Source organism: Brevundimonas naejangsanensis DSM 23858, from assembly GCF_000421705.1.
GTDB lineage: Bacteria > Pseudomonadota > Alphaproteobacteria > Caulobacterales > Caulobacteraceae > Brevundimonas > Brevundimonas naejangsanensis.
The window spans coordinates 179,096-202,609 of the sequence record NZ_ATXN01000005.1 but is presented as its reverse complement, the minus strand read 5'-3'; the positions used below and the strand labels follow the sequence as shown (position 1 = coordinate 202,609).

The following is a 23,514-nucleotide window of genomic DNA, read 5'->3' as shown; positions in this document are numbered from 1 at the left end:
CGGCGCGCCGGGGTAAAGCGGCGCCGCCCCCGCTTTATCCTGTTCCTGAGGAAAGGTCTCGCCGTGACCGACGCCCAAGCTGCATTCGCCAAGCCTTCGCCCAAACAGATGGCCGACGCCATCCGGGTGCTGTCCATGGATGCGGTTGAAAAAGCCAAGAGCGGCCACCCCGGCATGCCGATGGGCATGGCCGACGTCGCCACTGTGCTTTACTCGAAGTTTCTGAAGTTCGACGCATCGCGCCCCGACTGGGCCGACCGCGACCGCTTCATCCTGTCGGCGGGCCACGGCTCGATGCTGATCTACAGCCTGCTGCACCTGACGGGCTATAAGGACGCGACGCGGGAGCAGCTGGAAAACTTCCGCCAGTGGGGCTTCAAGACCGCCGGCCACCCGGAATACGGCCACATGGCCGGGATCGAGACGACCACCGGCCCGCTGGGTCAGGGTCTGGCCACCTCGGTCGGCTTCGCCCTGGCGGAGCGGCATCTGGCGGCGCGTTTCGGCAAGGATCTGGTCGACCACCGCACCTGGGTCGTCGCCGGGGACGGCTGCCTGATGGAAGGCGTGTCGCAGGAAGCGATCGCGCTGGCCGGGCGCCTGAAGCTGAACAAGCTGTGCGTCCTATGGGACGACAATGAGATCACCATCGACGGCAAGCTGTCGCTCTCGGACGCCACCGACCAGCTGGCCCGCTTCAAGGCCTCCGGCTGGGCGGTCAAGGCCATCGACGGCCACGACTACAAGCAGATCCAGAAGGCCCTGGCTTGGGCGACCAAGCAGGACAAGCCGACGCTGATCGCCTGCAAGACCAAGATCGGCAAGGGCGCCGCCACCATGGAAGGCAGCCACAAGACCCACGGCGCCGCCCTGGGCGCGACCGAGATCGCGGCGACCCGTCAGGCGCTGAACTGGCCGTTCGAGCCGTTTGAACTGCCGGAAGGGATCAAGACCGCCTGGGCCAAGGTCGGCAAGCAGGGCGGCAAGGCCCGCAAGGCGTGGGAAGCCCGTCTGCTGAACCACGACCACCGCGACGACTTCACCCGCGCCATGGCCGGCGACCTGCCCACCGGCGCCTTCGAGGCGCTGGACGCCAAGCTGAAGCAGCTGGTCGCCGATCAGCCCGCGATGGCCACGCGCCAGTCCTCGGGCGAGGCGCTGGAGACGGTGTTCGCCGCCATCCCCGAAATGGTCGGCGGCTCGGCCGACCTGACCGGCTCGAACAACACCTTCGTCAAGAACACCCAGATCATGGACGCGCCGGACTATGCCGGGCGCTACCTGAACTACGGCATCCGCGAGTTCGGCATGGCCGCCGCGATGAACGGTCTGGCGCTGCACGGCGGGGTTATCCCCTACGGCGGCACCTTCATGGCGTTCGCGGACTACAGCCGTCCGGCGATCCGTCTGGGCGCCCTGATGGGCGTGCGCGCGATCCACGTCCTGACGCATGACAGCATCGGCCTGGGCGAAGACGGCCCGACGCACCAGCCGGTCGAGCATCTGGCCGCCCTGCGCGCCATTCCGAACCTGCTGACCATGCGCCCCGCCGACACGGTCGAGGCGCTGGAGTGCTGGCAGGTCGCCCTGCAGAACAAGACCACGCCGACCGCCATGTGCCTGTCGCGCCAGAAGACCCCGGCCGTGCGCCTGACCGACGCGGGCGAGAACCTGTCGCGCAAGGGCGCCTATGAGCTGAAGGCCGCCAACGGCGAGGCGAAAGTCACCCTGTTCGGCACCGGCACCGAGGTCGCCCTGGCCCTGAAGGCCGCCGAGACGTTGGAGGCCGAAGGCACGCCCACCCGCGTCGTCTCGGTCCCCTGCTTCGCCCTGTTCGAGCAGCAGCCCAAGGCCTATCAGGACGCCGTCATCGGCCGCGGCACCGTCCGCGTCGCCGTCGAGGCCGCCATCAAGCAGGGCTGGGAACGCTTCATCGGCGAGGACGGCGGCTTCGTCGGCATGTCGTCCTTCGGCGCCTCGGCTCCGGCCGAAATCCTCTACCGCGAGTTCGGCATCACCGCCGAGGCCGTGGTCGAAGCCGCCAAGGCGCGGCTGTAAACCTCATGCGCCGTCTCGCCCTCGTCCTGAGCCTCGGCTTGTCGATGGCGGGCGGCGCAACCGCCCTAGCCGCAACGGTCGAGGACGCGCCCTCCGTCGCCGGGACGCCCATCGTCATCGGCCAGTCCTACGCCCTGCCCTCATCCGTCATGGGCCAGACGCGCGAGATCAACGTCTGGCTGCCGCCCGGCTATGCGGAAAGCGGCCAGACCTATCCGGTCCTCTATGTGCTGGACGGCGGACAGGATCAGGACTTTCACCACATCTCGGGCATCGCCCAGTTGGGGACCATCGTCGGCACGACGCGCGATGTGATCGTCGTGGGCGTCGCCTCGGTCGACCGCCGCAATGAGCTGGCCCTGCCGACCGAGGACGCCGAACTGATCGCCCGCTATCCGACGCAGGGCTATTCCGACCGCTTCCGCCGCTTCATCGCTGAAGAGGTCCAGCCCTTCATCGAAGGCCGCCTGCGCGCCAGTGGCGAGACGGCGCTGATGGGGGAGTCTCTGGCGGGCCTGTTCGTGGTCGAGACCTTCCTGAAAGAACCGCAGATGTTCGACGCCTATGTCGCCGTCAGCCCCAGCCTGTGGTGGGACGGCGGCAGGCTGGCCGGGCAGTCCGGCGCCCATCTGCGCGACCACTCCAACGACCCGCGCACCCTGATCCTGACGCTGGGCGACGAGGGCGAGATGATGCAGGCGCCGATGGATGTGCTGACCGCCAACCTGCGCGACCACGCCTTGCCCGGCGTCACATGGGACTTCACCCCGCGCCCGGCCGAAAGCCACGCCAGCATCTATCACGGCGCGGCGCTGGACGCCTTCCGCCGCCTCTATGCGGTCCCGGCCGAGCCGGGAACCTGAACGACTTTTCGGAGCCTAAAGCCATGAAGATCGGCACGCCGCTTACCGACCACGCCACGCGCGTCATGCTGCTGGGCTCGGGCGAACTAGGCAAGGAGGTGGCGATCGAGCTGCAACGCCTCGGCGCCGAGGTGATCGCGGTCGACCGCTACGCCAACGCCCCCGCCATGCAGGTGGCGCACCGCAGCCACGTCATCCCCATGACCGACGCCCAGGTGCTGAACGGCGTCATCCTGGCCGAAGCGCCGCACATCATCGTGCCTGAGATCGAGGCCATCGCCACCGACGTTCTGGCCGGCATCGAGGCGGCGGGTTTAGCACGCGTCATCCCCACCGCGCGGGCGACGCAGCTGACCATGAACCGCGAGGGCATCCGCCGTCTGGCCGCCGAAGAACTGGGCCTGCCGACCAGCCCCTACGCCTTCGCCGCCTCAGCCGAGGAACTGGCGGCGGGCGCCAAGGCCGTGGGCTTCCCCTGCTTCGTCAAGCCGGTGATGTCGTCGTCGGGCAAGGGCCAGTCCTATGTCGAAGGCCCCGAAGGCGTCGCCGACGCCTGGGCCTATGCCGAAGCCTCGGGCCGGGTCGCGGGCGGCGTCGTCATCGTCGAGGGCAAGATCGACTTCGACTATGAGATCACCCTGCTGACGGTGCGGTCGTTGCGCGACGGCGCGGTCCGCACCGACTTCTGCGCCCCCATCGGCCACCGCCAGCAGAAGGGCGACTATGTCGAAAGCTGGCAGCCGCAGGCCATGAGCGAGGCCGCGCTGAAGGCGGCGCAAGACATTGCGGCCAAGGTGACCGACGCTCTGGGCGGTCTGGGCGTGTTCGGCGTCGAGCTGTTCGTGAAGGGCGACGAGGTCTGGTTCTCTGAGGTGTCGCCGCGCCCGCACGACACCGGGCTGGTGACGCTGGCCACCCAGACCATGAGCGAGTTCGCCCTGCACGCCCGCGCCATCCTGGGCCTGCCAGTGGACGTGTCCTTGCGCGAACCGGGCGCCAGCGCCGTCATCTACGGCGGCATGGAGGCTGAAGGCGTCGTGTTCGAGGGCGTGGCCGAAGCCCTGTCGGTCCCGACCGCTGACCTGCGCCTGTTCGGCAAGCCCGAGGCCTTCGAGCGCCGCCGCATGGGTGTGGCTCTGGCCCGCGGCGCAGACACGGACGAGGCGCGTGCGCGCGCAGCCGAGGCGGCGGGCAAGTTGCGAGTGATTAAGCCCTGATCCCTCTCCCTCTCCCACCGGCAGAGGGTTGAGACACTAGCCACGCTCGCGGCCAAGCTTCTTCGACTTTTGTCGATTGGCGCCAGGCGCGATTAAGGTCCAAAAAAGGCGGAAGGCCGCAGGCAGTCGGCCCCGGAGGAATCTTTCGCCATGGGCAAGTTCAAGACGGCGCTGATTTTCGGCGCCATCGCCATATTGGGGGCCGTAGCCCTCGGCGTCATCGCCCTGCACCGGGGCGAGAGCATCAGCGCCGTGTGGATCGTGGTTGCGGCGCTGTGCGTCTACGCCATCGCCTACCGCTTCTACGCCCGCTATCTGGCCGGGAAGGTGCTGGGGCTGAACGCGCGCAGGCCCACGCCCGCCGTCAGACACAACGACGGCCTCGACTATGTGCCGACGCCCCGCAACGTCCTGTTCGGCCACCATTTCGCGGCCATCGCGGGCGCAGGCCCTCTGGTCGGGCCTGTGCTGGCGGCGCAGATGGGTTATCTGCCCGGCGTGCTATGGATTCTGGTCGGCGCGGTGCTGGCGGGGGCGGTGCAGGACATGATCGTCCTGTTCATGTCGACCCGCCGCGACGGTCGGTCGCTGGGCGACATGGTCCGCACCGAAATGGGTCCGATCCCCGGCGTCATCGCCCAGGTCGGGGTGCTGATGATCATGGTCATCATCCTGGCGGTGCTGGCGCTGGTGGTGGTCAAGGCGCTGGCCGAGAGCCCGTGGGGGACCTTCACTGTCGCCGCCACCATTCCCATCGCCATCTTCATGGGGCTGTACACGCGCTATCTGCGGCCCGGACGCGTGGGCGAGGTGTCGGTCATCGGCGTGGTGCTGCTGGTCCTGGCCATCATCGGCGGCGGCCATATTGCGGCTGATCCGTTCTGGGGGCCGGCCTTCACCCTGTCGGGCACCACTCTGGCTCTGGCCATGATGGCCTATGGCTTCATCGCCTCGGTCATTCCGGTGTGGTTGCTGCTGGCGCCGCGCGACTATCTGTCCACCTTCCTGAAGATCGGCGCCATCGTCGCCCTCGCCATCGGCATACTGATCGTGCGGCCGCACGTGCAGATGCCCGCCATCACCCCCTTCATCGACGGGACCGGGCCGGTCTTCTCGGGCGCCCTGTTCCCCTTCCTGTTCATCACCATCGCCTGCGGGGCCGTGTCGGGCTTCCACGCCCTGATCTCATCCGGCACCACGCCCAAGCTGCTGGAGAACGAGAACCAGATCCCGCTGATCGGCTATGGCGCCATGCTGTGCGAAAGCTTCGTGGCGATCATGGCCCTGATCGCCGCCACCGTGCTGGACCCGGCCGTCTATTTCGCCATGAACAGCCCGGTCGCCGTCATCGGCGATAACGCCGCATCGGCCGCCGCCGCCGTGGCCCAGTGGGGCTTCCACATCACCCCGGCCGAACTGGAACAACTGGCCAGGGACGTGGGCGAGCACTCCATCCTGTCGCGCGCGGGCGGGGCGCCGACCCTGGCCGTCGGCATGGCCCACATCCTGTCGGGCGTCATCGGCGGCAAGGCGATGATGGCCTTCTGGTATCACTTCGCCATCCTGTTCGAGGCCCTGTTCATCCTGACCACCGTCGACGCCGGCACCCGCGTCTGCCGCTTCATGATCCAGGACCTGCTGGGCATGGCCGTGCCGAAGATGCGCCAGACCCAGTCCTGGACCGGCAACGTCGTGGCCACGGCCCTGACGGTCGGGCTGTGGGGCTATTTCCTCTATACCGGCGTGGTCGATCCTCTGGGCGGGATCAACAGCCTGTGGCCCCTGTTCGGCATCGCCAACCAGATGCTGGCGGCGGTCGCCCTGATCCTGGGCACGGTCGTCCTGTTCAAGATGAAACGGCAGAGGTTCGCCTGGGCCACGGCGGTTCCGGCGGTCTGGCTGCTGATCTGCACCGTCACGGCGGGGCTGCAGAAGCTGTTCCACCCGGACGTGAAGATCGGCTTCCTGGCCCACGCGCGGAAGTATCAGGACGCCATGACCGCAGGAGAAATCCTGGCCCCGGCCAAGACCATCGGCGACATGCACCGCGTCATCGTCAACGACTACGTCAACTCGGCGCTGACGGCGGGCTTCCTGTTCGTGGTGTTGACGGTCGTGGTCTATGGCGTCGGGGCCTGCCTCAAGGCGCTGAAGTCCGAGCAACCGACCGTGGTCGAGACCCCGGCCGCGCATGAGCTGACCCTGGCCGACGAGGCCATGGACATCGCCCGTGCTTAGGTCGTCGCCATCCTCGGCATCAACCGGCGGCGCGGACCTGCTCTGCGCCTGCCGGGATACGCTGGTGCGGTGGGGCAAGGACGCCCGCCGCACCGCCGGGCTGATGATCGGCCAGCCGGACTATGACGCCTATGTCGCCCATGCGAAGGCGACCCACCCGGATCAGGCGCCGCTGGATCGCACCGCCTTCTTTCGTCTGCATGAAGCGCGGCGGTTCGGCGAGGGCGGCGGCTTCCGCTGCTGCTGAGGCAGGCTGACCGTATCCGGACGGTTACACCCGATCATACCTTGTTACGGCGACGGGGTTGCAACCGGGCGCTCTCCGTCCCACTAAGGCGCCCATCATAATCGCCCCTTGTTCAGGAGACTGCTCCCCATGACCGTTCGCGTCGCCATCAACGGCTTCGGCCGCATCGGCCGCCTCGTCCTTCGCTCGATCGTCGAGCACGGCCGCAAGGACATCGAGGTCGTGGCGATCAACGACCTGGGTCCGGTCGAGACCAATGCCCACCTGTTCCGCTATGACTCCGTGCACGGCCGCTTCCCCGGCACGGTCACGACCGGCGAGGACTGGATCGACGTCGGCACGGGCAAGATCAAGGTCACGGCCGAGCGCGACCCCGCCAACCTGCCGCACGCCGAGTTGAAGGTCGACATCGCCCTGGAATGCACGGGCATCTTCACGTCGAAGGACAAGGCCTCGGCCCACCTGAAGGCGGGCGCCAAGCGCGTGCTGGTCTCGGCCCCGGCCGACAACGCCGACAAGACCATCGTATTCAAGGTCAACCATGAGACCCTGACGGCCGACGACATCGTCGTCTCCAACGGCTCGTGCACGACCAACGCCCTGGCCCCGGTGGCCAAGGTGCTGCACGACCTGTTCGGCATCGAGCGTGGCTACATGACCACCATCCACGCCTACACCGGCGACCAGCCGACGCTGGATACGATGCACAAGGATCTGTACCGCGGCCGCGCCGCCGCCCTGTCCATGATCCCGACCTCGACCGGCGCCGCCAAGGCCCTGGGCCTGGTCCTGCCGGAACTGAAGGGCAAGCTGGACGGCTCGTCGATCCGCGTCCCGACCCCGAACGTCTCGGTCGTGGACCTGAAGGTCGTCGCCGGTCGCGAAGTCACCGTCGAGGAAATCAACGCCGCCCTGCTGGCCGCCGCAAACGGCCCGATGAGCGGCGTCCTGGCCACGACGACCGACCCGCTGGTGTCGATCGACCTGAACCACGTCGCCGCCTCCTCGACCGCCGCCCTGCCGCAGACCCAGGTCGTCGACGGCAAGCTGGCCCGCGTCCTGACCTGGTACGACAACGAGTGGGGCTTCGCGACCCGCATGGCCGACACCGCCCTGGTGATGGCGAAGTTCCTCTGATGATCAAGTGGACGTGCACTGTTGCGCTTTGGGCAGCAGGCACGCTCCTTGGATTTCTACTCATGATGGGCGGCGAGATTTTTTCGCCGCCCATTCTGGCTCTTGCTTTCATTCTTTGGCTGGCTGGCGTCATCTGGTGCGCGAGCCACCATCGCGGCAGAGCCTACTGGATATTGATTGTTGGCAGCGCCGCGTCCCTGACCTTGGGGCCCATCCTCTGGCCGCTACTTTACGCGCTGACAGTGCTGCTTCACTGATCTGCCTCTCTCCCAACAAGGGCCCCTTCAAGCCATGACCTTCCGCACCCTCGACGACGCCGCTGACCTGTCCGGCCAGACCGCCCTGGTCCGCGTGGATTTCAACGTGCCGATGGAGGACGGGAACGTCACCGACGACACCCGACTGAAGGCCGCCCTGCCGACCATCCACCGTTTGCGTGAGGCGGGCGCCAAGGTGGTGCTGCTGGCCCACTTTGATCGGCCCAAGGGCGAGCGCGTGCCGTCGATGAGCCTGAAGCCCGTGGTCGAGCCGCTGGAGATGCTGCTGCACGGCCCCGTGCGCTTCGCCGACGACTGCGTGGGCGATGAGGCCAAGGCCGCCGTGGCCGATCTGGACGCCGGCGGCGTGCTGCTGCTGGAGAACGTCCGCTTCCACAAGGGCGAGGAAAAGAACGACCCGGCCTTCGCCCAACAGCTGGCGGAGCTCGGCGACCTCTACGTCAATGACGCCTTCTCGGCCGCGCACCGCGCCCACGCCTCGACGGAAGGGTTGGCCCGCCTGCTGCCCGCCTATGCCGGTTGCGCCATGGCGCGCGAGCTTGAGGCGCTGGATGCAGCGCTGGGCAAGCCGCAGAAGCCGGTCATCGGCATCGTCGGCGGGGCCAAGGTCTCGACCAAGCTGGACCTGCTGAAGAACCTGGTCGCCAAGCTGGACTATCTGGCCATCGGCGGCGGCATGGCCAACACCTTCCTGTTCGCCCAGGGCGTCGATGTCGGCGGCTCGCTGTGCGAAAAGGATCTGGCCGACACCGCCCGCGAGATCATCGAAGAAGCCCGTCGTCAGGGCTGCGAACTCCTGCTGCCGGTCGATGTGGTGGTGGCCAAGGGTGTCAAGCCGGGCATCGAGTCGGGCGTGCGCGCTCTGGACCGCATCGCCGCCGACGACCTGATCCTGGACGCCGGGCCGGAAACCGTCGCCCGCCTGAACCGCGCGATGGACCTGTCCAAGACCCTGATCTGGAACGGCCCGCTGGGCGTGTTCGAGGTTCCGCCCTTCGACAAGGCCACGGTCGAGGCCGCCAAACACGCAGCCGAACTGGCCAAGGCCGCCAAGCTGGTCGCCGTGGCCGGCGGCGGCGACACGGTCGCGGCCCTGAACCACGCGGGCACGGCCGATGACATGACCTTCGTCTCCACTGCGGGCGGCGCCTTCCTGGAGTGGATGGAAGGCAAGGTGCTGCCGGGCGTCGAGGCCCTGCGCGCCGCTTAAAAACGTCAAGGCGAGGGCCGCCCGCAGCTCTCGCCCCTGACGCTCGAAACTTAGTCTTCGCCGTCCATGTCGACGGCGCGCGCGACCAGATCGCGCCACGTCGGATCGGTGTCGTCCACCAGATCGACATCGTCCAGCAGGGCCACCGCCCCGCCGCCGTCGGGCAGGATCAGGCCCAGCACTTCCATCAGTTCGCCGTCGGGCCCGACATGGGCCTCGGCCTGCACGATCACGGCCGCCTGCTCGCCGTCCTCCTCCCACCAGATGACGGGCTGAGGCAGCTCCATATCGATGACGCGCGCCTCTTCGGTGTCGCCGAGAGCGAAGACGGCCTTGCCCGCCTGAACATCGTCCAACGTCGCCACTGCCCCGGCGAAAGGCGTCAGCCGCGACCGGTCGTCGACATCGAAACCACCGCCGTCTTCATCCAGCGCATCGTCGTTCTGGCTCATCGCCGCTCCCTAGTCTGACGCTGTTCACACGTCGGACCTCCATAGGGCTTCAACGCACAAAGTCCACTACACCGCGGCGCTGTAACCCGGCGTGACTTCCCCCACCCGAACGGCTAAGACGTCGGGCAAAATCATAATCATAATCGGTTCAGGAGACTATCCATGGCGCGCATTACGCTGCGACAACTGCTTGACCACGCGGCGGAGCACGACTACGGCCTGCCCGCCTACAACATCAACAACATGGAGCAGGGCCTGGCCATCATGGAGGCCGCCGACGCCGTCAACGCCCCGGTCATCATCCAGGCCTCGCGCGGCGCCCGCTCCTACGCCAACGACGTCGTTCTGGCCCGCCTGATCGACGCCCTGGTCGAACTGTATCCGCACATCCCGGTCTGTATGCACCAGGACCACGGCAACGGCCCGGCCACCTGCGCCACCGCCATCCAGTACGGCTTCACCTCGGTGATGATGGACGGCTCGCTGGAAGAAGACGCCAAGACCCCCGCCTCTTACGAGTACAACGTCGACGTCACCCGTCGCGTCACCGAAATGGCCCACTCGTGCGGCGTCTCGGTCGAGGGCGAACTGGGCGTTCTCGGCTCGCTGGAAACCGGCATGGGCGAGGCCGAAGACGGCCATGGCTTTGAGGGCAAGCTGGACCACTCGGCCCTGCTGACGGACCCGGATCAGGCCGTCGATTTCGTCAAGGCCACCAAGGTCGACGCTCTGGCGATCGCCATGGGCACTTCGCACGGCGCCTATAAGTTCACGCGCCAGCCGGACGGCGAAGTCCTGGCCATGAACGTGATCGAAGAGATCCACAAGCGCCTGCCCAACACCCACCTGGTGATGCACGGCTCCTCGTCGGTGCCGCAGGACCTGCAGGACATCATCAACCAGTACGGCGGCCAGATGCCTCAGACCTGGGGCGTGCCGGTTGAGGAAATCCAGCGCGGCATCAAGCACGGCGTGCGCAAGATCAACATCGACACCGACAACCGCATGGCCATGACCGGCGCCATCCGTAAGGTGCTGGCTGAAAAGCCGAGCGAGTTCGACCCTCGCGCGTATCTGAAGCCCGCCAAGGAAGCCATGCGCAAGCTGTGCATGGAGCGCTACCAACAGTTCGGCTGCGAAGGCATGGCGTCCAAGATCCAGCCGCTGTCCACCGCCCAGATGGCCAAGCGCTACGCCGCCGGCGAACTGGACCCGCGCATCGGCTGATCGACGCAAAAGCGGGCCTGAGCCTCGCTGAAACGATTGAAGGGCGGTCCCGGCGGGCCGCCTTTTTTTCATGGCGTCCGCCAGCCGTGCTAAACGGACGTTGTGACCGACATCCTGCCCGCGCCCGACGACAAATCCGACCTGACGGTCCTCCACGCTCAGGTCGCTCCCGGCGCCGCGCGGCTGGACCGCGCCCTGGCCGACGCCCTGCCCGAACTGTCACGCGCCCGCATCCAGGCGCTGCTGGAGGCAGGCGCCATATCCCTGAACGGCGCCGTGGTGGCGGCCAAGGCCAAGCCCGCGCCCGGCGACTATGAGATCATCTTGCCGCCCGCAGCTCCGGTCGAACTGCGCGCCGAAGCCCTGCCGCTGACCATCCTGTTCGAGGACGACGACCTGATCGTCATCGACAAGGCGCCGGGCATGGCGGTCCATCCCGCCCCCGGCTGCGAAACCGGCACCCTGGTCCACGCCCTGCTGCACCACTGCGCAACCCTGTCGGCCCTTGGCGACCCCGACCGTCCCGGCATCGTCCATCGGCTGGACAAGGACACCTCCGGCGTCATGGTCGCCGCCAAGTCGGACCACGCCCACGCGGGGCTGGCCGCGCTTTTCGCCGCCCACGATATCGAGCGGACCTATGTCGCCCTGACGCGCGGCGCGCCCTCGCCCGAGAAGGGCCGCATCCAGACCCAGATCGGTCGCTCCAGCGGCGACCGCAAGAAGATGGCGGTGCTGAAATCCGGCGGGCGAGAGGCCATCACCGACTATGTCGTCCAGCAGACGTTCGGCCGCCCGGCCAAGGCCTCCAACGCCCCGCTGGCCGCCCGCGTCGCCTGCACCCTGCAGACCGGCCGCACCCACCAGATCCGCGTTCACATGGCGTCCAGGGGCTCGCCCCTGCTCGGCGATCCCGTCTATGGCTCAGGCAGCCCCGCCGCCCCCGTGCGCGCCGCGATCGCCGAAGCCGGGCTGAAACGCCAGGCCCTGCACGCCGCAATCCTCGGCTTCGTCCACCCCGTCACCGGCCAGCCCCTGCGTTTCGAGACGGCCCCGCCCGAAGACATGAAGCGGCTGGAAGCGCTGCTGGCGGACCTCTAAAAACGCGGCCGCTTTATTCGCAACAATATCTGTGCTAGATAGAGGCGGGCGGCGACACAGCATCGCCGTTCAATTGGGACAATCCGCCCCTTTCGTTTCGGGCAACGGATTCCCATCTTGTCAGTTGAGGGGCGAGGTGATGATGCACGTCATGTGGTCGGAGCCGTAGCGCCAGCTCGTGAAGCCGGAGGGACCATATGGCCAATAAAACGCTGACGGTGATGTCGCCTGAACAGGGACTGTCCCGTTATCTTACGGAAATCCGTAAGTTTCCCATGCTCACCAAGGACGAGGAGTTCATGCTCGCCAAGCGGTGGAGCGAACACCAGGATACCGAGGCCGCCCACCGTCTCGTGACCTCCCACCTGCGCCTCGTGGCCAAGATCGCCATGGGTTATCGCGGCTACGGCCTGCCGATCGGCGAGGTGATCTCCGAGGGCAACGTCGGCCTGATGCAGGCGGTAAAGAAATTCGATCCCGACAAGGGCTTCCGCCTGGCGACCTACGCCATGTGGTGGATTCGCGCGTCCATTCAGGAATACATCCTGCGCTCCTGGTCGCTCGTGAAGATGGGCACCACGGCGGCGCAGAAGAAGCTGTTCTTCAACCTGCGCAAGGCCAAGAGCCAGATCTCGGCCTTCGAGGAAGGCGACCTGCACCCCGATCATGTCGAACACATCGCCACCAAGCTGGGCGTAACGCATCAGGACGTCATCGACATGAACCGCCGTCTGGGCGGCGACGCCTCGCTGAACGCGCCCCTGCGTTCGGACGGCGAAAGCGAGTGGCAGGACTGGCTGGCCGACGACAACGCCGTCAGTCAGGAAACCGAACTGGCCGAGAGCGAGGAAAAGTCCATCCGCATGGGCCTGCTCGAAGAAGCCATGCAGGAACTGACCGACCGCGAGAAACACATCCTGACCGAGCGCCGCCTCAAGGACGATCCCGTCACGCTTGAGGAATTGGCCGGCCAGTACGGCGTCAGCCGCGAGCGCGTCCGCCAGATCGAAGTCCGCGCCTTCGAGAAACTCCAGAAGGCCATGCGCGCCGCCGCTGAAGAGCGCAATCTGGTCGACGCCTGACAAGGAACTGCGCCAGAACGAACGACCGAGAACAAACTGCGCCGTCATCCTCGGGCTTGACCCGAGGATCGGATCGTCCACCTGCGCGGCTGTAGCAAAGCTGAGCACGCCGCTACCCTCGATCCTCGGGTCAAGCCCGAGGATGACGGCGATTATGGGCGCCCCTACCCTACCCTACCCTACCCGCGCCAAGCTCTCCGGCGAGGCCAGCTTCAGCACGGCCTGAACCGGCGCCGTCAATGCGGCCTTGGTTGGCGCTCCCGCGGCCAGCACCGTGTCCAGTCCTGCCGCCGCAATCGCCAGCGGCGCGTCGCCCGTCTTGATGGCCAGGGCTTTCAGCGTCTCCGCCTGCTGCTTGATGGCGCGCACCGCCTGCATGGGATCGCTGTCGAACTGGGTCAGGGCCGAGAACAGGATCCGCATCGCCTGATCCTTAACCGCCAGGGCCGCCTCGGCGCTGGAGCGCGGCTTGTCCGCCTTGCGCTTCTGCGGCCCGGCGTAGTCGTCCGAGTTGAAGCGCCGCCGGTCCGGCCCGATATAGCCGACCGCCTCGACCCAGTCGCGCGGCTTGGTCGCCAGGTTCTCGATCCGCCGCTGCAGATCGCCGCTGGTGAAGGGCTTCCTCAGGAACTCATGCACGCCGGAATCGCGCGCGCCCTTGATGGCGCTGGCGGTGGCCTCGGCCGTCACCATGATGATCGGCGCGCGGCGGCATGACAGGCTTGAGCGTCGGATGCGCCGCGCCAGCGCCTCGCCGTCCAGCTTGGGTCCGGTCCGCTCGGTGAAGATCAGGGCCGGCTCCATTTCGCGGGCCAGATCCAGCACCCGCGCCTCATCGCCCTCGACCACGATCTCGCGCGATCCGAACCCCTTCAACAGGTCCTGCAACAGGCGCGCGGCGGCGGGATTGGGATCAACGATGATCACGCGCCGAACCACCGGCGCGATCCTCTGCATCGTCTTGGCGTCTAGGGCGAACACAGGGCGAGCTCCATTTCAGAGCGCCACCCTATGCCCTACCGGTTAAGGCGTCGTTGCCTCGACCAGAAATGTAAACTCCCCCCCGGAACGGGTCGGGCATCAGTCCCCGTTGCAAGGGTTACCCCTGAAACGGATCGCGCATCAAAATGGTGTCGTCGCGCTCGGGGCTGGTCGACAGCAGGGCCACCGGCGCCCCGATCAGTTCCTCGATCCGCCGCACATATTTCAGCGCATGGGCGTTCAGGTCCTTGAAGGTCCGGACGCCCGCCGTGCTCTCGTTCCAGCCTTCCAGTTCCTCGAACACCGGCTCGGCCGAGGCCTGATCCTTCAGGCTGCTGGGCAAATAGTCCAGCACCTCGCCGTTAATGCGATAGCCGACGCAGATCTTCAGCGTCTTCAGCCCGTCCAGCACGTCCAGCTTGGTCAGGGCGATGCCGTCGATGCCGTTGATGGCCACCGACTGACGCACCAGCACCGCATCGAACCAGCCGCAGCGACGCGACCGGCCCGTGTTCACGCCGATCTCGCGGCCCACCACCGCCAGGTGCTGGCCGACTTCATCATTCAGTTCGCAGGCGAAGGGGCCTTCGCCGACGCGCGTCGTATAGGCCTTCACGATTCCCAGCACATAGCCGACGCCGCGCGGGCCGACACCCGACCCGGCCGCCGCTTGCCCCGCCACGGTGTTGGAGCTGGTCACATAGGGATAGGTGCCGTGGTCCACGTCCAGGAAGGCGCCCTGCGCGCCCTCGAACAGCACCCGCTTGCCCGCCTTCTGCGCCTCGTCCAGCACCCGCCACGCCGGTTTGACGTAGGGCAGGATCTTCGGCGCGATCTCCAGCAGTTGCGCCAGCAGCGCCTCCGGGTCGATCGGCTCCAGCCCCAGACCCGCGCGCAGCGGATCGTGGTGCGAACGCAGGCGGTCGATCTTGATCTTCAGATCGTCTTCATTCGCCAGATCGCAGGCGCGGATGGCTCGGCGGCCGACCTTGTCCTCATAGGCCGGACCGATGCCGCGTCCGGTCGTGCCGATCTTTGCGCCCGGCGCGCTGGCGGCGGCCTCGCGCGCCACGTCCAGCGCCGGATGGATCGGCAGAATCAGGCAGGCGTTGTCGGCGATGGTCAGGATGTCAGGCGTGATCGCCACGCCCTGAGCCTGGATCTTCTCGATCTCGCCGACCAGATGCCAGGGATCGACCACCACGCCGTTGCCGATGATCGAAGGCTTGCCCTGCACCACGCCCGACGGCAGCAGCGCCAGCTTATAGACCTTGCCGTCGACGACCAGGGTGTGGCCCGCGTTGTGGCCGCCCTGGAACCGCACCACCATGTCGGCGCGATTGGACAGCCAGTCCACGATCTTGCCCTTGCCCTCGTCGCCCCACTGGGCGCCGACCACTGCGACGTTCGCCAAGACCTATACTCCGCAATCCAGAATGCGGTGGGAGCCTATAACCCCTGAATCGTCCGGAGTCGCCCCCAAGGGCGTCTAATGGGCGACAGAATTATCCCGCCAGTTCGCCGACCGCCGTCTGAAACGCCCATTCCAGCCACGGCGTCGCCGCCACGACGTCCGCCGTCTCGACCGTACAGCCGCACCACAGACGCAGGCCCGGCGGGGCGTTGCGGTGCGGCTCCATGTCATAGACCGCCCCCTCGCCTTCCAGCAGCGCCTTGAACCGCTTCACAAAGGCCTTCTGTCCCGCCTCATCCAGCGCCGCCACGCGCGGATCGACGAACTTCAGACAGACCGAAGTCGTCGAGCGGATTTCCGGCTGCTCCGGCAGGAAGGCGATCCAGTCCGTCCGCTCCACCCACTCGGCCAGGGCGGCATAGTTGGCGTCTGTGCGCGCGATCAGGGCAGGCAGGCCGCCTTCGGCCTTCGCCCAGTCCAGGGCGTCGATCCAGTCCTCGATGGTCAGGACCGAGAAGGTGTTCATCACCACCCCGTCCGCGAGCGTCCGATCAAAGCCCGTCTTGTCGGCGATCCGCAGCACCTTCGGCACCGCCCGGTCCGGCCGATAGCTATCCAGCCGCGCCACCGCGCGCGGCGACAGCACCATGACCCCGACGCCCGCCTCGCCGCCCAGCGCCTTCTGGAAGCTGAAAGTAGTCACATCCAACTTCTCCCACGGCAGATCCATCGCAAAGGCCGCCGAGGTCGCATCACAGATCGTCAGCCCCTCGCGGTCGTCGGCGATCCAGTCGCCATCCGGCACGCGCACGCCCGAAGTCGTGCCGTTCCACGGGAACACCACGTCCTTCTTCGGATCGACCTTCGACAGGTCCGGCAGTTCGCCCCACGGCGCCGTCAGGGCCTCGGGCTCCAGCCCCAGATGCGTCTTCACATCCGCCAGCCAGGTCAGGCCGAAATTCTCATAGGCGATCACCTGCACCGGACGCTCGCCCAGCATGCACCACAGCGCCGCCTCGACCGCCCCGGTGTCCGAACCGGGCGTGTAGAGCATGACATAGTCGTCCGGCGGGCTCAGCACCTCGCGCGTCAGCCGCAGCCCATGCGCGAACCGCTCCACCACCTCCGGCGCGCGGATGCCCCGCCCCATCAGGTTCGTCGGCAGGTTCGCCAGCTCCCAGCCCGGACGCTTGGCCGTCGGCCCGGCCGAGAACCAGGGACGAGCAGGCTTGGCGGCGGGCTTGGGCGTCATATCGGTCTCTGAAGTCTCGGGGGAGGAGAAGGAAGCTTCCGCCTTAGGCCATCAACGGCCAGGCTTATAGGGCCGGCGCTCACGCCATTCCGTCGCAAACCGGACCAGTTCGTCATCCGGCGCCTCCGGCAGCGTCACCACCAGCCTGGCCATCAGATCGCCGCGCTTGCCGTTCGCATAGGCGCCGCGCCCCTTGAGCCGCAGCACCTTGCCCGAGTTCGAGCCCTTGGGAATGGTCATCATCACCGCGCCCTCGGGCGTCGGCACCTGAATCTTGCCGCCCAGCACGGCATCCGGAACCGACACCGGCAGATCCATCGTCAGGTCGGCCCCGTCGCGCTTGAACACCGGATGCGGCTGGATACGCAGTTCGATCAGCGCGTCGCCCGCCTGACCGCCGCGCCCCGGCGCGCCCTGCCCCTTCAGCCGGATCGTCTGGCCGTCCGCCGCGCCCTTGGGGATGGCCACGTCGAGCATCCGTCCGTCCGAGAACTGGATGCGCCGCGTCGTCCCGGCGATGGCGTCCTCAAGACTGATGTCGAGGGTCGCACGCACGTCCTGCCCTCGCCCTCCGCCAAAGCCGCGCCCGGCGCTGCGTCCGCCGCCTCCGAAGGCGCCGAAGATTTCTTCCAGGTCGATATCGTCAAAGCTCGCCCGCCCGCCGGGGCCGCCCTCGCCGCGCCCGCCGAAGCCGAAGCCGCCGAAACCGCCGCCGCCCGGCCGCCCGCCCTGAGCGCCGCCAAAGCCTCGGAATTGCTCGCGTCCATCGGCGTCGATTTCGCCGCGGTCATACTTGGCGCGCTTCTCGGCGTCGCCCAGCAGGTCGAAGGCGGCGGTAATGCGTTTGAACCGCTCTTCGGCCGCCTTGTCGCCGGGGTTCTTGTCGGGGTGCAGTTCCTTGGCCAGCTTGCGGAACGCCTTCTTGATCTCGTCCGCGCTCGCGCCCTTGGAAACGCCCAGTTCCTGATAGGGATCGCCAGCCAATTTTCGCTCCACTCCGGATAAACACAGACCAGAGCGTCAGTTAAGCCATGCAACCGCCCGCCGAAAGGGGCGAGGATGGTTTCCTCATGTTGCACACCTCCTCCCAGCAGACAGGCAGGCCGTTGTCACAACGGCGCCGTCGCCTCCGCCCCCCAGCCGAAGCCATCCCCCCACTGAGCGACAGCCACGTTCGCCTCAGCCCCGAAGCCACTCGGAAAGTCCGCCGCAACCTCCAGGGCTCCATAGACCGTCTCCAGCCCCTCGACCTCCCAGACCCGGCGCTCAACAGCGCCATCCAGCACCCGCACCCGGAAACGCCTCGCATCGACCTCGACCGGCTCGCTGTCCCATCCGCCGCCGCCCAATCGCACGCGGGGCGTCCAGCTCAGCCGCCATCCGCTGTCCTCCGGCGTGGCGCGCAGATGCGCCGGTCGCCAGGGCGCGGCGTTCCGGTTCGTCCAGATGAAGCCGACCTCGGTCGTCCCCGCCCCGCCCGGCGGCACGCCTGCTGGCCCCGCACGCCAGATCCGAGGCAAGCCGCGCTCAACCGCATCGACCTCGGCGCGCGCCATGCCGCGTTCCAGCAGCACGACCAGCGCCCCCGCTTCCGATCCATGCGACGCCGCGCCTTCCGTCCCCTGCTGTCCGCGCAACAGACCACTCAAGCGCCACACATCCCCGCCGACCAGTTCGGCCCGACGGAACTGCACCATCTCCCATCCTTCCGCGCTGCTCACCGCCAGCAGATTGGCGCCCGACAGCACCGCCTCGGCCGCTTGGCTCTGCGGCGCCCGCCCCTCGATCCGCACGTTCAGCACGCCCGTCTCGTCCCAGCGCCCGACCACGCCGGGCCGCAGGGGCGCCGTCAGCGTCCCCACCGTCGCGGACGTCTCCATCACCGCCCTTGGCGTCAGACTGTCGACCGACGCGCCGCCATGCAGCGCCATCGTCGTCCAGGGCTCGGCCGCCGCCGCGACCACCGGCCGCCCGTCGGCCTCCTCTCCCGGCAGCGGCGGCAGGTCCAGCAGCATCAAGAACGGCGCCCCCAGCGTTGCGATCCCGCCGCCCTCCCCGCGCCAGTCCTCCGGCGCATCCACGACGACGGCCTCGACCACGGGCGTCAACACCGCCCTGGGCGTCTCATCCCATTCCAACCGCTCGACACGCCAGTCGCCCGCACACCCCTCCACCGCCGCCACATCACCCGGCTCCAGATTCAGCGCCTCCAGCGGCCCCAGCTTGAGCGTCAGCCGCTCGGCCGCCTCGCCCTGCAACAGCCGCTGCGCCGCCGCCGTCGCCAGCCCGGCCCCGACCACGGCGGGCAGGGCCGCATCCACACCGCCGCCCTCGCCGTCCCCGCGCACCGTCACGGCGCCCAGCTGATAGTCCGCCGCCTCATCGATAAAGCGCAGCCGCGCGGCGCTGGGCCGAGGCGTCAGCCGCCGCTCGGCCGCCGCACTCCCGCCCTTGTCGGGCAGGGCCAGCGCCGCCAGATCCAGCGTCATCTCCCGCGCTGTCTCGCCCAGCACCGCTGCCTTGCCGTCGCGCTCCGCCGCCGTCGCCCCCAACGCCTGCACCAGCGGCGCCAGCGCATCCTTCGTCGCCATCGGCCGGTCGATGACATAGCCCGTCACCGCGCCGTCCACCGCCTCGACCGTATAGTCCCTCTCCGCCAACCCGCCGCGCTTCAGGATCGCCTCGATCAGCCCCCGCGCATCGCCGCCCATCCGCCCGTTCAGCCAGTGCCCCGTGCGCCAGGCGCCTGCATCCGCCCACACCTCCCCCAGCGCCGGAAACGCCGGATAGGGCCGCGCGTCCCAGCACCAGACGTCCGCCCCCTTCAGCATCGGCCCGCCATAGACGCCCGAGATCGGGTTGTTCGCCGGCTGCGCATAGTGCGTCAGCACCGCCTCGATCAGCCGCCGCTGCATCCGGTCGTCGCGCTCTCCGGTCGAGTACGGCGGCAGGGCGTTCTCGCTGCTCTTCGGATCCTGGAACAGGTTCGGCGCATTGCCCCCGCGATCCACCGCCGCACAGCCGAACTCGGTCAGACGGATCGACTTCATCTGCGGAACCCAGGCCGTCGGCGCCGCCTGCCGAACCCCGCCGATGCGCTCATGGTGCGCGTTCGACCACCACCCTTTCAGATCCTTGTAGCGCCAGATCCAGTCCTCGCCGTGTGCGCCGTCCTCGATCGCCGTGCGCCGCTGCACCGCCCGATCCGCGTCCGAGGCGTAGTACCAGTCATACCCCTCGCCGCCCGCCACCTGCGCCGCCAGATAGGCCGGGTCCGACGGCCCTGCGAAGTCCGCCGCATCCAGCCCGCCCTCGCCGCCGCGCCAGTCGCCCATCGGCGGATACCAGTCGATGGCGACGTAATCGATGTTCGGATCAGCCCACAGCGGATCGAGGTGAAACCTTACCTCTCCCTCCCTCTGCCAGCCGAAATACTCAGACCAGTCAGCGGCGTAGCTCAGCTTTACATTCGGCCCGACCACCGCCCGGCACTCGGCCGCCAACGCTCGCAACTGCGCCACTGCCGGAAAGCCCCCGCCCGCATCGCGCGTCCAGGTCAGCCCGCGCATCTCCGAACCAATCAGCAGGTCGTCCGCCCCCTCCTCGGCCGCGATCTTCGCATAGTGCAGCGCCAGCCGACGAAGGCCCCAGCCGTCCGCCGCCCCGAACAGGGCCGCGACCTCGGCCGTCGCCCCCGCTCCATCCGTCCCCGTAATCCGCCCCCGCCACGGATAGCCGGGGCAGTCCATGAAGACGAAGGGATACAGCGTCACCTCCAGCCCGCGCGCCTTCAGCGTCCGGATCGCCTGCCTCACGCTGTCGTCCGAGGGCGTGCCGCCATAGGCCGGACCATCCTCGATCTGAGAGATCAGATGCGCGTCCGCGCGCTCGACCCCGGCCACGCGCCAGACCAGCGGCTCGGTCGGCTTCTGACGCCGCTCCACCCCCGGCCGGATGCGGCAATGGCTCATGCGTATGTCGTCGCCGAACCAGCCGACCACCAGGCTGACCCGTTTCAGCCTCGGCGCCTGGGCCGTCAACTGATCCAGCGACGCCTCCAGATCCGTCTGCCCCGCCGTCAGATGCACATTCTCAGGCGTCGATTTCGTCAGCCCCTCGCGCCGCATCACCGGCTCGGTCGCCAGACAGAATTCGCCCGCTCCGGGGATCAGGCAGACGCCCTCCAGCCGGTCCTCCATCTGCGCTTCGGCGCCCTGCGGTCGGCGGAACACCTCAAACGACAGCTGCGGCGCCCGGTCGCCATAGGCGTCCAGCGGCAGGTCCTCGAACACCACATAGGCCGTCCCGCGATAGGCGGGCGCCCGCCCCTCCACCGCCTCGATCAGCGGGTCGGGCAGTTGGCCCTCGGTCCCGCGATGCAGACGCATGGTCACGCCCGCCATGTCCATCGGCTGGCCGTCGGCCCAGATGCGCCCCACCCCGTCGACCGGCCCCTCGCACAGGGCCACCGCGAAACTCAGCGAATAGGCGTAGTCGACCGTCTTTCCCGCCTTGCCCGCCGACCGCTTCTCCTTGCGCTCCAGAAAACGCGCGGCCCAGATCACCTGTCCCGTCACCCGCGCCCGCCCGAAGACGCAGGCCATCGGCGCCCCCTCGGCGGAGGATTGCAGCTTCAGCCCCTCCAGCCTCGGCCCGACCTGCCGCGCCGGCGACAGTCCCGCCACAAGCCTGTCGTCCAGCGCCCGCCCCAGCAGGCCCCCGGCCAACAGGCCCAGGCTGCTGACGCCCGCCATGCCCCCAAGGCCGCCCAGCAGCACCTGCGCCATCGTCTACTCCTTCAAATTCCCGCCAAGGGTTCAGGCCAGCGAAACACCGCGACCAGCCGCCGCCACCACGGCCCCATCCAGCTTTCCACGACCGAGCGGCCCCAATAGGCGTGGATCATCCGCCGCTCGGGCCCCTCCACCACGCTCAACACCGCGCAGTGTTTGGCCGGCGCGCCCGCCGCCATGCGGAACAGCAGCACGTCGCCCAGCCCCGCCCGCTCGGAAGGTATCTCCACCAGCCAGCGCCGCGCCGCCGCCCACAGCGCCTCCTCTCCCCCGACCTCGGCCCAGTCAGGGCGATAGGGCGGCGGCGCCTCCGGCTCCACGCCCATCACCTCCCGCCAGACCCCGCGCACCAGGCCCAGGCAGTCCGCCCCCTCGCCCTTCACGCTGGCCTGATGCCGATACGGCGTGCCCAGCCAACCGCGCGCCGCCGCCACGACCCCCAAGCGCCGCGCCTCTCCCTCCCCCTCATGGGGAGGGTGGTCGCGCAGCGACCGGGTGGGGAGAGCTTGGTGATCAGGACACGACGCTTGTTCTTCCTTGCCGCCCCCACCCGGCTTCGGTTCCGCCTCAGCCACCCTCCCCATGAAGGGGAGGGAGAATTCCTGCGCGCCCCTCATCGCCTGCGGCTCCCGCCGTCATTGCGCCCGCTTACCGGCCGCGCGGTCAGGAAGTCCTCGCCCGGCACATCCGGAAAGCCCTGAAAATTGACCCCATTCGCGAACACGCCCACACACGTCGCCCACCGCTTGTCGCAACTGCGCCCCGCGATCGCCGCCGCCTCCAGCCCGCAGCGCCCATCGCCCAGCACCGCGTCGCAGCCCCGGCCATAGGTCCGCCCCACCACCCGCTCCAGCGCCGCCATCGGCCCGTCCAGATCGGCGATGAACCGTCCATCCTCGCGCCGTATCCGCGCCAGCCGCCCCTTCCACAGCCGCACCTTCAGGTCCGGCCGCATCCAGTCCACGCGCCACAGCTCGACCTCGGCGGCGTCATACCGCCCCGCCGCTATGTCCTCTTCGGTGATCGCCGCGTCATCCAGCCCGCCCGAGGCCGACAGCCCACCCGCCGCCAGACCGACCTCGCCTTCGCCTGCCCCGCCGGTCCAGCCGCTGGCCGCCCGGCACGTGACGCCCTCGACCTCCAGATCGCGGTCATGGTCTGTGAAGCCCATCGCCCGCCCGTCCGCCCGCCTCAGCAGCCAGACATGGCAAAGCGTCGCCGCCCCGCTCTCGATGCGGGCGGCCAGTTCATCGGGAACATTGCGCATGGCTCAGATCCGCACCTCGATCAGCGGCATGGCGACCATCCGCCCGGCGCCGAAGCTCTCCAGCGTCACCTCCATCCGGTCCGCGTCGAACCGCACCGGCACGTCAAAGGCGAAGCCCGCCGTCACCGCGGCGCCCTGCGGCGGCGCCGTCGCCAGCGTCACCCGCCCCGTCGTCGCCTCCAGGTTGAAGGCCGCCGTCTCCACGCCCGCCACAGCCACCCGCACCGATCCCTCGACCGGCTTGGCGATCAGCCGCCGATGATCGCCATAGGCCTTGCACAGCTGGAACGTCCGCCTTTCGCCGTCGCCCGTCCCGATCGTCTGATCCAGCGGCGTCACGGCCGCCCCCGGCGCCCCGCTCCTGAAGTCCGCGAAGTCGCGAAACCGGAAACCATGCAGCCGCCCGCGTCGCGCTTCAAAAAAACTCGTCAGCGCCGCCATGTCGTCCAGCGAGCGCAGTCCCGCCCCGATCAGATAGCGCCTGCGACCATCGGCCCACGGCGTCGAGCGCCGCTCGAACCCCGACGCCAGCGTCGTGATCTCCGTCCTGCGCTCGACGCCTCCGGTCGAGCCGAACGCCAGCCGCGCCGGCAGGCGCACCTCATGAAAGGCCATGCGTCCTCTCCCCATCCCTGTCTCAATGTCTGGATTGCGTCCCGGACGGGACGGATTGCGAACGCGTCGCGAAAAATCTTGC

The 23,514-nt window shown here is 68.3% G+C and carries 20 protein-coding genes; 11 read left to right on the top strand and 9 right to left on the bottom strand.

The window, feature by feature from the left end; genetic code table 11:
• Window positions 1-108: 108 nt before the first annotated feature.
• The 8 genes from tkt (at window position 109) to H556_RS0112035 (ending at window position 9,248) form a co-directional block, all read left to right on the top strand.
• Complete coding sequence (gene tkt, locus H556_RS0112070; protein ID WP_024354676.1) at window positions 109-2,058, top strand: transketolase; 1,950 nt, start codon at window positions 109-111, stop codon at window positions 2,056-2,058.
• Window positions 2,059-2,063: 5 nt separating this feature from the next.
• Window positions 2,064-2,921: an alpha/beta hydrolase gene (locus H556_RS0112065; protein WP_024354675.1), complete on the top strand. Its 858-nt coding sequence runs from the start codon at window positions 2,064-2,066 to the stop codon at window positions 2,919-2,921.
• 23 nt (window positions 2,922-2,944) lie between these two features.
• Window positions 2,945-4,138, top strand: coding sequence for a formate-dependent phosphoribosylglycinamide formyltransferase (purT, locus tag H556_RS0112060; protein ID WP_024354674.1), 1,194 nt, complete (start codon window positions 2,945-2,947; stop codon window positions 4,136-4,138).
• A 150-nt stretch (window positions 4,139-4,288) separates the two neighbouring features.
• The gene (locus tag H556_RS0112055) at window positions 4,289-6,376 is read left to right on the top strand and encodes a carbon starvation CstA family protein (RefSeq protein ID WP_024354673.1); all 2,088 of its coding nucleotides are present in this window, start codon (window positions 4,289-4,291) and stop codon (window positions 6,374-6,376) included.
• A gap of 64 nt (window positions 6,377-6,440) precedes the next feature.
• The gene (locus tag H556_RS0112050) at window positions 6,441-6,623 is read left to right on the top strand and encodes a YbdD/YjiX family protein (protein WP_024354672.1); all 183 of its coding nucleotides are present in this window, start codon (window positions 6,441-6,443) and stop codon (window positions 6,621-6,623) included.
• Between the two features lie 129 nt (window positions 6,624-6,752).
• Window positions 6,753-7,760: a type I glyceraldehyde-3-phosphate dehydrogenase gene (gene gap / locus H556_RS0112045; protein ID WP_024354671.1), complete on the top strand. Its 1,008-nt coding sequence runs from the start codon at window positions 6,753-6,755 to the stop codon at window positions 7,758-7,760.
• Window positions 7,760-8,017 (top strand): hypothetical protein, encoded by a 258-nt coding sequence (locus H556_RS0112040; protein ID WP_024354670.1) that lies wholly within the window; start codon window positions 7,760-7,762, stop codon window positions 8,015-8,017. Before gap ends, H556_RS0112040 begins: the two co-directional genes overlap by 1 nt.
• A gap of 34 nt (window positions 8,018-8,051) precedes the next feature.
• The gene (locus H556_RS0112035) at window positions 8,052-9,248 is read left to right on the top strand and encodes a phosphoglycerate kinase (RefSeq protein WP_024354669.1); all 1,197 of its coding nucleotides are present in this window, start codon (window positions 8,052-8,054) and stop codon (window positions 9,246-9,248) included.
• A gap of 50 nt (window positions 9,249-9,298) precedes the next feature.
• Here the strand turns inward: H556_RS0112035 and H556_RS0112030 are convergent, their stop codons facing one another.
• Window positions 9,299-9,700 (bottom strand): hypothetical protein, encoded by a 402-nt coding sequence (locus H556_RS0112030; protein WP_024354668.1) that lies wholly within the window; start codon window positions 9,698-9,700, stop codon window positions 9,299-9,301.
• 162 nt (window positions 9,701-9,862) lie between these two features.
• Between H556_RS0112030 and fba the strand changes: the two genes are divergently transcribed.
• The 3 genes from fba to rpoH all read left to right on the top strand — a co-directional run bounded on the left by fba (window position 9,863) and on the right by rpoH (window position 13,110).
• Window positions 9,863-10,927, top strand: a complete 1,065-nt coding sequence (gene fba / locus H556_RS0112025; RefSeq protein WP_024354667.1) for a class II fructose-bisphosphate aldolase — start codon at window positions 9,863-9,865, stop codon at window positions 10,925-10,927.
• Between the two features lie 102 nt (window positions 10,928-11,029).
• Window positions 11,030-12,028 carry an RluA family pseudouridine synthase gene (locus H556_RS0112020; protein WP_024354666.1) on the top strand — a complete coding sequence of 333 codons (999 nt, stop codon included), beginning with the start codon at window positions 11,030-11,032 and terminating at the stop codon, window positions 12,026-12,028.
• A gap of 197 nt (window positions 12,029-12,225) precedes the next feature.
• Complete coding sequence (gene rpoH, locus H556_RS0112015; RefSeq protein WP_024354665.1) at window positions 12,226-13,110, top strand: RNA polymerase sigma factor RpoH; 885 nt, start codon at window positions 12,226-12,228, stop codon at window positions 13,108-13,110.
• A gap of 174 nt (window positions 13,111-13,284) precedes the next feature.
• Here rpoH and H556_RS0112010 read toward each other — a convergent pair whose 3' ends face one another.
• The 8 genes from H556_RS0112010 to H556_RS0111975 all read right to left on the bottom strand — a co-directional run bounded on the left by H556_RS0112010 (window position 13,285) and on the right by H556_RS0111975 (window position 23,432).
• Window positions 13,285-14,091: a response regulator gene (locus H556_RS0112010; protein WP_024354664.1), complete on the bottom strand. Its 807-nt coding sequence runs from the start codon at window positions 14,089-14,091 to the stop codon at window positions 13,285-13,287.
• A gap of 118 nt (window positions 14,092-14,209) precedes the next feature.
• Window positions 14,210-15,505 (bottom strand): adenylosuccinate synthase, encoded by a 1,296-nt coding sequence (locus tag H556_RS0112005; RefSeq protein WP_024354663.1) that lies wholly within the window; start codon window positions 15,503-15,505, stop codon window positions 14,210-14,212.
• A 91-nt stretch (window positions 15,506-15,596) separates the two neighbouring features.
• Window positions 15,597-16,757 carry a phosphoserine transaminase gene (locus tag H556_RS0112000; protein ID WP_024354662.1) on the bottom strand — a complete coding sequence of 387 codons (1,161 nt, stop codon included), beginning with the start codon at window positions 16,755-16,757 and terminating at the stop codon, window positions 15,597-15,599.
• A gap of 51 nt (window positions 16,758-16,808) precedes the next feature.
• The gene (locus tag H556_RS0111995) at window positions 16,809-17,741 is read right to left on the bottom strand and encodes a DnaJ C-terminal domain-containing protein (RefSeq protein ID WP_024354661.1); all 933 of its coding nucleotides are present in this window, start codon (window positions 17,739-17,741) and stop codon (window positions 16,809-16,811) included.
• Window positions 17,742-17,866: 125 nt separating this feature from the next.
• Window positions 17,867-21,544, bottom strand: coding sequence for a baseplate multidomain protein megatron (locus H556_RS0111990; protein WP_024354660.1), 3,678 nt, complete (start codon window positions 21,542-21,544; stop codon window positions 17,867-17,869).
• An 11-nt stretch (window positions 21,545-21,555) separates the two neighbouring features.
• Window positions 21,556-21,984 (bottom strand): NlpC/P60 family protein, encoded by a 429-nt coding sequence (locus tag H556_RS0111985; RefSeq protein ID WP_245559482.1) that lies wholly within the window; start codon window positions 21,982-21,984, stop codon window positions 21,556-21,558.
• A 179-nt stretch (window positions 21,985-22,163) separates the two neighbouring features.
• A complete protein-coding gene (locus H556_RS0111980; RefSeq protein WP_024354658.1) occupies window positions 22,164-22,817 on the bottom strand; it encodes a baseplate hub domain-containing protein in 654 nt (217 codons plus the stop codon).
• A gap of 3 nt (window positions 22,818-22,820) precedes the next feature.
• A complete protein-coding gene (locus H556_RS0111975; protein WP_024354657.1) occupies window positions 22,821-23,432 on the bottom strand; it encodes a phage distal tail protein, Rcc01695 family in 612 nt (203 codons plus the stop codon).
• Between the last annotated feature and the right edge of the window lie 82 nt (window positions 23,433-23,514).